The organism is Proteiniphilum sp. UBA5463, assembly GCF_002427225.1.
GTDB classification, from domain to species: Bacteria; Bacteroidota; Bacteroidia; order Bacteroidales; family Dysgonomonadaceae; genus Proteiniphilum; species Proteiniphilum propionicum.
In genome coordinates, this window is record NZ_DIQL01000057.1 from 1 (window position 1) to 11,726 (window position 11,726).

The following is an 11,726-nucleotide window of genomic DNA, read 5'->3' on the forward strand; positions in this document are numbered from 1 at the left end:
TTGTGTTTAAACTTTTATATTAGACAATATCCTTAACTTCCTTGCTTTTTGCAGCTTCGCAACAAGAAGCAATTATTTCTCCAAACTCACCTTGTCCAATTGTTTTTCTGGCAAGAATACTTCCTTTAGAACCATAAAGTTCAAAAATATTTTTACTGCTGTTATCCGGAATACAAAAATAGGAATCCACAGTGGCAATAGCGCCGTTTTCAAAAAATAAGGTAGCTACAGCGATATCCTCTGAAGAATAATTATGAACTTATTTTTTAAATAGTGCATACTCATAACAATTTAGATTATAGCTTTTACCAATTAATTTTTTGCTTGTCGAATTGATAAAAAATAACCTATATGTTTTGTAATTTTATCTGCTTAATCTACAATCTTATAGTTGTTGTATTTCCTTCCAATAAGGATATGTCCACAGGATAATTTGTTCTCCAGGCACCGCGTGTAAAGTCGGGTATTTCAACAGGTTTTGAATGGTTTGACACTGATTTTTCACTTAACGGAATAATCACGCTCCAGGCAGCAGCATCATACACATCAATATCCATCGGAAGCCCGTTTCTCAAACAATCAATAAGCCGCCATGTCATTAAAAAGTCCATTCCACCGTGCCCCCCCACTTTTTGGGCCATTTCTCCAATTCGTTTTACTATCTCCGGCTTATACTGGTCGTTAATTTTATTCATCTCTTCATCATCTAGCCATTTACTACCAAGTGAAATCCTGCCTGGCTCAGGATATTTTTGGGCAGCGCCTTTTGTACCACTGATCATGTGTATACGGGAATAGACCCGGGGACTGGTAGTATCGTGCTGAAGCATTATGGTTCGCCCTTTCTCAGTTCTGATTATAGAGGTATTTATATTTCCTCTGTAGGAGTTGGTATCATACTTTTTATAAAACTGATCGTTTTTTGCCAGTTCAGAAACTTTCTTCCCAAGCATAAAATCATTTGAAGACATCGAGGTCATGTAGTTCAGTTTATCTCCTCTGTTAATGTCCATGATCTGACAAACGGGACCTAATCCGTGTGTGGGGTACAGATTTCCGTTATGACGCTGGCTTTCTTCCAAACGCCACATGTTTAAATCTTTTGTCTTTTCATGAATTGACTGGTGATGAATATAAGCAGCATCGGCATGGATAATATCTCCGAAAAATCCTTGCCGCGCCATGTTTAATGTTAGCAGCTCGAAGAAATCATAGCAACAGTTTTCCATCATGTAGCAATGCTTTTTTGTCTTCTCTGATACCTCAACCACTTCCCAGGCCTCGTCAACGGTGGATATGGCTGGTACCTCAACAGCCACATGCTTACCACATTTCATCGCATACACAGATATGAGTGCATGGAGCGGGCCTCTTGGAACGGCAATACTAATTAAATCAATATCAGGATTTTCACATACTTTTTTCCAGGCATCTTCACTTCCGGTATATACCTGTGCTTCCGGTAATCCCCGTTTTCTAAGCAACTGCTGAACACTGTCAATACGGAATTGTACAATATCGCAAACCGCCTTTATTTGCACGCCTTCCAGGAAGGTCATATGATTCAGGTTCGAATAACCGCGATTCCCTATCCCAATAAATCCTAAACGTACAATATCCAGCTTGGGAGCCCGGTAACCGCACATATTAAAATATTGTTTTCTTCCTGTCCCCTTAGATAAGGTTTCAAATCTATCTGAAATGGATCCTTCAGCATATAGGCCGGGGATAAAACCGAAGCCAATGCCTCCTGCTGTTATCTGTTTTAAAAAATGTCGTCTGTTTGTTTTCATGCTTTTTCAACGTCCAAATTTCCGAGTGATTTTTATTCTTAATTAAAAATGTTAAAATACAGGATAGCTACAAGAGAATTGTTCTTTTGTTGACGAACTCACCATTTATCATTATTAATCGACTTTTGTCGAATTTCAAGCGAATTTAATTCACAATCAATAGTGGTGATTATTTTAAACGATGTCGGTTTCATATATTATTCCTGAAGAAGATATACAATACCATATTTATCCACTGTGCCTCTGGGCACAATAACTTTGTAACGGTTCTTTCCTGTTTTTTCAACATCCACTTTTTTGTGTCCTTCCGCATCGGGCGAAGTATAATAGGCCTTTTTGAAAGACGGCAATGTAATCTCGAAACTTATATCTTCATTGATCGGCTCCCAAGCTGGAGCAGCAAGGGGAAGCACATCACCATGCTTTGACTTTACTCCCGTAGCATTCAGCAAATGAACCATTACAGCGCCCTTTTCTGTATCCTTATAAGCTGTTACAAGCACTTTTGATGGAATTGATATCGACTTGAACTTCATCGTTCCAACCGTATTCTCTATTATTCTTTCGTTGAATGCAGTTATTTTCGGATCAGGGGTAAAGCGGTAAATCATATCGGTATCTCTGATCGACGGGCAAAATTCGTTCATCATACTTTTATCCATGCTATATATTATTCTCCCTTTGCCATATTTCACTTCCATCAAATCTGTTTTAGTGGTTTCAGCTAAGAGTCTTTCGGTGAGGATATCGCAAAATGCCCGTTTATCCCTGACTTCACCGTACGGTGTCAGCACTCCCGACTCTCCCGTAAGGAGTAGGGTGCCACCGTTAAAGATAAATTGTTTTAATATACTTTCCTGTGCATCGGAAATACAATCCATTCCCGGTGCCAACAGTACCCTGAACCTCGAAATATCCTGACTGGTTATCGCATCATCCAGAATAAAAGTATGGGGTATATGCCTTGAAGCCAGGAATTGACCGGTTCCCATTATTTCTTTGGGATAATTGCCCGTGTTTTTTGCAGACCAATCCCTTGTCGATCGTGAAAACACCACTGCAATATCGGTATAGGGGACAGATGTTACCTTATTCATATTTTCTTCCCAGCCAGTATATGGATTCATCTTTTCATTCTCTTCAAAATCGACCAAGGACCAGGTTACTTGTCCGAACATATTGTTCATCGCCCATCCAATAAGTGCATAGTTAAATACTCCTACTGGATAGACCAGCCCAAAAACAGGGGATCCGTATGTTTCCCTCAAACTGTTATACATATTCCTGCTGGTGAAATTATAACGGTAGTCGTCCCATACGTCGCGGCTCATGATCTCGGTGCCTAAAAAGTCTTTCGACCTGGCACTCAAGGGCAGGTCCCCCCCCTGTCCGTAAGAGGCTGAATTGGCTAAAAACCCCCCTTCAGAGTAGTATTCCAGGTTTGAAAAATAGGGGTTGATGCGGTGAGTAAGGTTGCTCAGATCAATCCTCCATTGAGCCATGGCATATTTTCGCCATTCAATCCAGGTTTTCCATAATTTTGATGATTTATTATGCAACAGCGGATTGGTTTCATCATCCGGCAATACCAATCCGGTAATATCGGTAAATGATTTCCTGCAATGGGAGCAATTACAAAAATTCGCAAAATGAAACGCCGTCTCATCCAGCATAAAACCATCGATATTGGTATTTTTAATATGCTCAGAGATATAGGGGAAGAAGTATCCATACTTAAAATCGGTATTTACGGGACACAATCCCCATGTAGGCAACCCATTGGTATGATTATGCTGCAGGTAACCTGGATTTGCAGCCAGAAACCGGAATCCCATATCGGCATTCCATAAGATGGTGAGGTCCTGGTGATCGATAATCTTCATTCTCTTTTGATGAGCTATTTCCACAGTTTGCCTGATGTTTTCCTCCACCCGTTTCAAATGTGCTGAATAGGTGTGTCTTGAAAGGAACCCATTCAATATCACCGCGTTCACTCCACTGTTTTTGACCTGCTCTAACCTTTTCTTGATTTTTTCAGGTGTATTAAATTCATTAAAGGTGCCCCAGTTGTCAGGCCCCATCGTTCCCAACGGGCTATTGAACCTCCAGGCCAGTTCCTTTGCCTGCTGATCTGGCAATGCCGTACCCAGATCCGGAAATGGGGGTATCTCTGCCGATTCACCTATCTCACCCGCAAGCGAGGAAAATGCAAGCGCTTTACCGTAAACAGGAGGAGTGTCGTAATAATTTGCAAAGAGGATACCCGGGCAAAAACCCTCTTTTTTCAACCAGTTCCCCCGTCTGAACTGATAATCTTCTTCACGATGCAAAAACAATTGAAACCCAATGACGCTGACTGCCCAATCACCTGCAAAACTGATGTCAGCGTTACCATCCTCTATCCATTGAACAAGGGTGATTTCTGACATTTTACCTTTGTTAATTGTAATGTCATTGTAAATTGGTTCCCCGTCGAATATGATAGAAAAAGGGCCCTTTCCCTTATGCAATGCGCTTGATTTTATTGTGATAAGGTATAATCCCGGGCGCAATCCATCGGTAGTAAAAGTGTTGGGGCTTGAAGAGGAGCAAGCGGCATATAATGCCCCGGGTCGCCCGTCTCCTTCGATAGAGATCCCTTTGGTAATTTGCCATCCATAACCTGCCCCGGAATCATACCGTGTTGTTCCAGCGTTGGTAAAATCATTACCTGCCCTGTCGTTAAATGAGAACAGTTTCTCTTTCTTAAGTTCCGAAAAATAGTGATAAAAGGTGGCTGCATGATGGTTTGCATAATCATTTTTACCTCCCTCAAAAAGAGTTAGCTTACTAGTTAGATCTCCACCATATTGCGTGGCGGAAGTAGAAAATGAAAGTTCAATTGCATCTCCTTTTTTCGCTACTGTCCATTGCGCCACCATAGTATTTATACCAGCTACATAATAAGTGCCAACTCCGTGCGGATTAAAATCGAAAGTAATTGCTCCTTTCGGGGTGTTGAAAGTGATCCACCGGGTTCCGGTTGTGATAATCCCATCGGGCATGGCAACATCAAAATTACCGCTGCTCCAGCGGGCGTTTTGTGAACGTCCCGTCAAAGCATCCCATGTTGAATTTGCCAATGTAGCAGCAGGTACCAGAATTTTATAAGTAATGTCTGGAGAAGGGTAACTGTCCATCAGGGCATCCTGATGTACCTGAAAAGTCAGCTCTATCTTCTTACTGTCAGGAGATAGTCCCATCTCTCTGCGGTATGGAGCAACAGCTTTACTATTCCAAACATTAACGGTTTGCCAGCCATTTTCACGTGTGACCATAAAAGTATCAGCGTGGTCACCAACCGTTTGGTCTGTTATCCAGGACAGAGAGTCGCTGCAAATCAGAATTTCCCCTTTCCATTTTACTTCTATATTACGTGTATGGGCAATCTCAAGGGGAGACTCTTTCCCTTTTATTATCTTTTGTGCGTGTAATGTTCCTGTTATTATGGATGCAAGAAAGAAAAAAAATATTATTGATCTCTTCATTGGTTTTTATTTCATTTTGCTATTATCGGCTGATAGAATCCCAACAAAGATATTTCTCACTCAAGGGCTCCGGCATCCATTAATTGGCAAGGAGAATCCTTGAAGGGACTATCGTAGGTTTGTAGATACTTATCCTTAAATAAACAGGTGCTTCCCTTATTTGAGCTTCGCAACGTTATTATGTATTTTATCAACAGCGTTAATGATGTCATCCATATCTGACTTAGAGCCGAGCATGAGTCCGCCGTTCCACATCCAAAGCGCCGAGTTATACGTTTTAATCAAAGCTGGACAGTGATTATTCTTTTTATATTTTTCAAAATCCAGTTCTTCTGCCGTGTATAACTTTTTATAAATATCGGATTTGAACACCTCATGGAGCATCGGTTGACCATAAAGCGGATCGTTCGGATAACCTGTCCCCATCGGAACTCCTTCAGCTTTGAGCGCCTCGATAAACCTTTCACGCGGTAGTCCGTCAAGCTTATCCTGATTGTACACCATAGCATAAATGTAATATGATGCCGCAGTTGCCCCTTTGTGTAATTTTACCGGTGTGACACCTGGATAAGCGGCGAGCTTTTCATTCAGGTATGCTCCGTTTTCGTTCCTTATTTTGTGTTGTTCTTCGAGTTTTTCCAACTGGCACAATCCGATAACAGCCTGGTACTCTGCCATACGAATCTTGTTAGCAAGAATAAGTGCTGTGATTGAACTTATTTGCCCTGATACCGAACCCGATGCGTAACCGAAATTGTGGTAGGAATATAGGCGGTCGTAATATTCGGTATCGTCGGTCAGAATTCCGCCTCCTTCGCCAATGGGAAGGTTTTTCGATGCCTGGAAGCTAAAACACCCGGCATTGCCGAAAGTTCCGACTCTTTTGCCGCCAATTTCTGCAAGGTGTGCTTGACATGCGTCTTCCACAACGAACAAATTGTGTTCCTTTGCAATTTTCATAATCGAGGGCATATCTGATGGATAGCCACAAATATGAACCGGCAGGATGCCCTTGGTCCGCGGAGTTATTTTCTTGATGATCTGCTTGGGATCTATTTGGAAGGTCTCCGGGTCAATGTCTGCAAAAACTGGCATGGCACCTTTGTAGAGTATTCCGAAAACCGAAGCACTGAACGTATAGGGAGAGCAGATCACCTCGTCGCCCGGGCCGATATTTGATTGCATCCATGCGGCGCTCAGGGCGTTGGTCCCGTTCACCGTCGTGAGGCAATGCTTCGAACCGTGCATTTCTGCCCATTTTGTTTCAAATTCGGTAACCTTTTTACTACGTGACCAAACCCGGTTACCCATCACTTCGTTCATTCTGGGATTGAACTTTTCAGCATCCCACTGCGGCCAGCTTTGCCATTTCTTGTTGCCTCTAACAGGAGTTCCACCTAAAAGTGCAAGTTTATCTGAAGTTTCTCTCGAATTTCCAAAAACGGGACTGAAACCTGAAACTGCAACTCCTGCAGTAGCGGCTGCTGCCGTACCTATAAAACGGCGACGACTGATATTGTTACTTTTCATATTATTTTTATTAAAAATTACACATTGTTTTTTGATGCTATACAGCTATATAAAAATTTACAATTTTCGATTATTTTGTAAGGTGTGATCAATATCGCTATTACTGGCTGTATCTTTGAATCACATCTATCATTTCGTCTGAAAAATAGGAATATGCAAACAGACAAAACCCACGGTAACCGTACTGTTTTACCATTTTAAGTTGTTGATCAACAATCTCAGCATCCATGGGTACAGTGGTGTCATTTTTCCTGGTATAGAGTTTTAATCCCGGAAATATTCGTTCCGACATGCCTCCAGGTGTATAAAGTGCTTGTTCATCAAGTATATCTTTCAGTATATCCAACCTGTCGGTATAATTCATCGGGAAAATATAGTCAACAATATTTTCTGACAGGAGATCCCTGCTGTCGCGATAGATACCGCAATATTGCTGGGGTCCGACTCCGGAAGCGGCTGTAACCGGCAATTTCGGATTCTTTTTCTTCACCATCCTGTTCACTTCACGGAATAACTCTTTAAGATGGCTGGCTCGCCAATCGATCCACTCTTTACGTTTTTCACCCATCGGGTCGATACCATTTATTCCGGCCTGTTCCCGGAGCCCGGTAATCGCATCCTTAAAGTAATCCATCACCTGCGGGGAATCACTATACATCAGCTGGAAACCAAACAGTACAACCTTCCCTTTATTCTTTCCGCAGATTGTCACCACAGGATCACCTGTGTCCAATCGGGCAATTACATTCGCCTGCCTGGTAACCAATGAGCTTCCGCCAATTCTAACCTGCATATTATCAATAGATTGACCGAACATAACATTCGAAACCTGAAGGTTTATCCGTTCGGTTTTGAAACCCTTTGTTCCCGATACTCCGGTAAGCCCCGTTAACATCTCATTTGTAAACAAGCTGTTATCAGGAGAGATCCAGATTATATCGCCACCCCTTTTCACATATCTGTCCAGTGCCTGCCCCATTTCAGCGGTCATTTTATTGTAAAAGGAGATGATAAGTAATCCCGGGGTTCTTAATTCGTCAACATTGGCCGGTTTTTCAGAAATATAGGCATATCCAACACCGGTACGGTTAAGGTTACGTTCAATCGTTCCCAATGAAGCCACGTTTGAAGTGATAGCATCGGGACATAACATCCTGACCGGATACCTATCTTCTTTAGGAGGAACAATCCGTTCGGGATAATCAAAAAAATCAAGGGGGTCGAAATGGCAGGTTTCCTTAAAACGATACCTTGCCGTTTCCGAATAATCAAAAGCGGCATTCCAGTAACGGGCATAATCGAGATGAATGCCATCGATGTCATATTCAAGTAATTCTTCTAATACCGACAACAGGTAAGGATTTACATCAGGATGTGCTGCCGATAAGAATACGTGATCATAATTATTGTCAATAAAAGGCTTACTTATCCAGTCCGGTTGCCTGGGTTTAGAATAATAAGTGCAGCTCCACGGTTGAACCATAATTCCAGCTGCATGTGCTTTCTTAATAAGGTAGGCAAGTGGATCATACTCATCATCAGCATGTACTTTTCCAATAAATTTCTTTGATTTGAACCAGACTTCATCTCTTAACATAATGTCGGGCAGAATAGTATTTATACCCGCCTTACGGCATTTTTCAATCAGGTTGTCAACAGTTTCACGGTCTTTGAATCCCGGAGGATCCACCCAAAGGGCACGTGTTTGAAATTGTGGTACATCAGATCCTTTGTTTATAATCCCGGCACAACCCGGAAAAATGATCGAAACCAAAAGAATCTGAATGATTGAAGAGAGGTTTACTTTATGTCGGCACAACCTTTTCTTAATTCTTACCATCATTTCAATCATACTGTAAATATTTATGTGAATAATTTTTATTTTCCCACTAAAGAGGCGACGATCCTATTACATTGAATATCAACATGTATATTCATTTGTTTGCGATAAAAAAGACTTTTCGCGCGGAACTGATAATTTCTTGATCAAATGACGTAAGCCGGAATAGCGTCAACTATTTACCGTTTCATAATTTTTAATTGAATACCCATATATGAGATACCTAATTTCAATCTTCAGTCCTAAACCCATTTATATCCACGATATATAAATTGGAGCTATTCCGGACTCACGTCAGTTTAATACAACAACATCAATCGTTCAATCTAATATCCAATAATTATCGGTTACATTAAAATCAAATTCGTAAAAATCGCCGTTAGCATCTAGCCCTAATATTTTATTTCCAACGTTAATTATTTTTACAAATTTACTCCACCCCGTACCAATTTTATTCTTGCTTCCAAACGTTCCGGAAGTTGTGATTGGGATACTCCATAAATAGCCATCCTGGTCAACACATACAAGGTATTGATAATTAAACAGTATAACCGGATCATAAAAAAACCCTTTAGTGACCGTAGTCCCGTTTGAGGAGCCCCATGTTGCATCATTGTTTGCAAACCAGGTACGCAGATCCCCCGTAGTTGGAGCAATTGAATAGAAGAATCCTTTTGCCGGTATGAATTTTATCATGTTAAAGCTGGAACCGAAAGTTTCCGCTCCCGATGGCGTTTTAACAGTAACAAGCCGTCCATCCACAATCCGGTGCATAGACACCAGATTACCTGTATTAACACAGATGAACTTATCGTCATTGTAAAAGAAGAATTCCCTGTAGTTACTCCTTGGCACTAACGATAAGTAAGTTTCGGATTGAGAGAATGAACCATCTTCATTCAAAGCATATACAATCACGTCGCCATCGGCATTCCATTCATACAGCTTATCCCCGTCACGTTCAAAATATCTGCTGGAGATATTCCCTTTGAGAGATAATTTTTTCCCATTTTCGAATTTAGCAGTGGGGGCTTTAAACGTTTGATAATTGCCATAAACCGTATCCAATCCCTGAGGCAGGAAAAACACATTCCGAAACTGAAATTCTGCTCCATCAGGAAAGTTGGCCAACTCAATTATATCGGTATTCCTTTCAATCTTTACCGTTTTATTGACTCCGTCTTTATCCTTATAATTTATTTGGGAATAGACAACACTATCTCCAGTTATTGCCGGGGATAAGCCTAACTTATATTGTGATAAAGCGAAGTCATACTCTCTCATTGTCAGCTTTCTTTCAAACAGATTGCTGGCAAAATTTTCACCCCAGGCAGTTACAGTAATTGAGGAATACAATGATGATTCCCCCTTACTGTTCTTATTGCGGAACTCATACAGTATTGAACTTTCGGTCAGGTTTTCAATAATAATTGAATCTTTCTGTATACCCGGAGTAGTGCGGACAAAATCTTTAACAATAGAATCGCGCCTCATATTCCAGTAAATAACTGTTTGTTCAATCTTCGGATCAGTGCCGATATACCATGTTATTTTTGCACGGCCAAATCCGGGCTGTACTTTAAGAGAATCCACTTTCCCCAAATAGGCCTTTTCTTCCATACCGGCAAATTCACTCTGAATATCGTTTATACTGTCGCAGGATATTCCAACAATGAGGATTGCCAGCAGGGTTACCATTAATGTAAGAAGCTTATTCATTTTTTTCATATCTGTTTCGTTTTTTTAATCTTGTGGAATCGATGTATCACCATAAAAAGTTAACTCCGAACAGGAAAAATAGTTACTGGATGGAGGTGGGCTAATAAACGTGATTGATCTGACAAAAATCCTGACATATCGCACAGGTTTTGCTTCTAACGGCACTTCACTCTCAACTCCACTGGCAGATAAAGCATATATATCTGCATTACTGAGTCCACCAGGGACAATATTGCGTCCCAGGTACGTCCAGTCGTCCTTAAACGTCCTGCTTGGAATTTCAGTCATAGGATCAACTGTTTTAATAGCTCCCCAGCGTACACTCAGTGAATCCAGCCAATAAGATTTGTCTGTAAGTAAATCATAATCGATCTCATCAATTCCCCATGCTTCAAAATCTGTAATATTTGCCTGTCCATAAAGAGAATTTATATGATAAGGGTGTCTCACAATACGGCTGAGCTTAACTACTCGTTTCAGATCTATGGTAATGGACAATCCGCTTCCACCTGGATTTGTCAGCCATCCATGCCCTGAAGTATTCACTGTGTTATCCCAAAGCAAGCTCAATTGACGGGTAGAAAGATTCGTGGTATTGTCCCATGGAATATTTGCACGGAAATCGGCATAAGGCTTCGGTATCATTACTTCATAAAGAGGAGTGGTCGTGAATCTTATCGTATCCGAAATGTTCCCCCATTTATCTTCAAACGAAATACCAAAATTAGTTTGTACAGCTTCGTATGGCCTGAAAGCATGTTTATCGTTTTTAAGTGCAGTATAATACATATCTCTAGTTTCCATGATATTGCCTTCATTCTCAACCATCAGCCGCACTCCCAGTTCTGTTTGTTTTGGATTGTACCAGGAACCTATAACACCACCGAAGCCAGGTATCATTTCCCAGGTATTACATGCAATATCGATAAGTGATTCCAATGGTTCGAATTCCACTTCAATAGGTTCAGAGCGTTGCTCATGTTTGTTCACCTTATAAAGTTTGGCTTTCACCTTATTTACTCTGTGAAAACCTTCTATAGTCAGTGAATTATTATATACAGAAGATTTATCGGTGAAAATTTTTCCGTTCCTCTCATATTCTGCCATAATGTACAATATATCCGGATCTTTGGGGATAGTATATGTAATTATTGCACCACCATTAATTGGCGTAACGGTACATTCTGCTAACGGACCAGGATTCCACGGTCCTTTCGGCTCTGACGGGCCTGTATTGACATCGTCGCAGGCAAAGAAAAACAAAGCCGTAAAAATAATAGATATTATAAGATCATATCGTTTCATAAAATAATTTAT

6 protein-coding genes and 1 pseudogene are annotated in these 11,726 nt (G+C 40.9%); all 7 read right to left on the reverse strand.

Annotated features, from left to right (window positions below):
* Positions 1-19: 19 nt before the first annotated feature.
* A pseudogene (locus B3B27_RS10760) lies at positions 20-238 on the reverse strand (hypothetical protein); the annotation flags it as partial.
* 139 nt (positions 239-377) lie between these two features.
* Entirely contained in the window at positions 378-1,793 is a 1,416-nt protein-coding gene (locus B3B27_RS10765; protein WP_238868729.1) for a Gfo/Idh/MocA family protein, read from the reverse strand.
* 197 nt (positions 1,794-1,990) lie between these two features.
* Positions 1,991-5,320, reverse strand: a complete 3,330-nt coding sequence (locus tag B3B27_RS10770; protein WP_238868728.1) for a hypothetical protein — start codon at positions 5,318-5,320, stop codon at positions 1,991-1,993.
* A gap of 156 nt (positions 5,321-5,476) precedes the next feature.
* Positions 5,477-6,850, reverse strand: a complete 1,374-nt coding sequence (locus B3B27_RS10775) for a DegT/DnrJ/EryC1/StrS family aminotransferase (RefSeq protein ID WP_238868727.1) — start codon at positions 6,848-6,850, stop codon at positions 5,477-5,479.
* A gap of 100 nt (positions 6,851-6,950) precedes the next feature.
* Positions 6,951-8,693 (reverse strand): family 10 glycosylhydrolase, encoded by a 1,743-nt coding sequence (locus B3B27_RS10780; protein ID WP_286847415.1) that lies wholly within the window; start codon positions 8,691-8,693, stop codon positions 6,951-6,953.
* Between the two features lie 318 nt (positions 8,694-9,011).
* Positions 9,012-10,418, reverse strand: coding sequence for a DUF4998 domain-containing protein (locus B3B27_RS10785; RefSeq protein ID WP_286847417.1), 1,407 nt, complete (start codon positions 10,416-10,418; stop codon positions 9,012-9,014).
* Positions 10,419-10,433: 15 nt separating this feature from the next.
* Positions 10,434-11,726 (reverse strand): DUF4959 domain-containing protein (locus tag B3B27_RS10790; RefSeq protein WP_286847418.1); only part of this gene is annotated, 1,293 nt, incomplete at its 5' end.

Excerpts from the sequence above, each read along its gene's own strand:
- B3B27_RS10765 (WP_238868729.1), bottom strand. The coding sequence starts at position 1,793 with ATGAAAACAAACAGACGACATTTTTTAAAACAGATAACAGCAGGAGGC.
- B3B27_RS10770 (WP_238868728.1), bottom strand. The coding sequence starts at position 5,320 with ATGAAGAGATCAATAATATTTTTTTTCTTTCTTGCATCCATAATAACA.
- B3B27_RS10775 (WP_238868727.1), bottom strand. The coding sequence starts at position 6,850 with ATGAAAAGTAACAATATCAGTCGTCGCCGTTTTATAGGTACGGCAGCA.
- B3B27_RS10780 (WP_286847415.1), bottom strand. The coding sequence starts at position 8,693 with ATGATGGTAAGAATTAAGAAAAGGTTGTGCCGACATAAAGTAAACCTC.
- B3B27_RS10785 (WP_286847417.1), bottom strand. The coding sequence starts at position 10,418 with ATGAAAAAAATGAATAAGCTTCTTACATTAATGGTAACCCTGCTGGCA.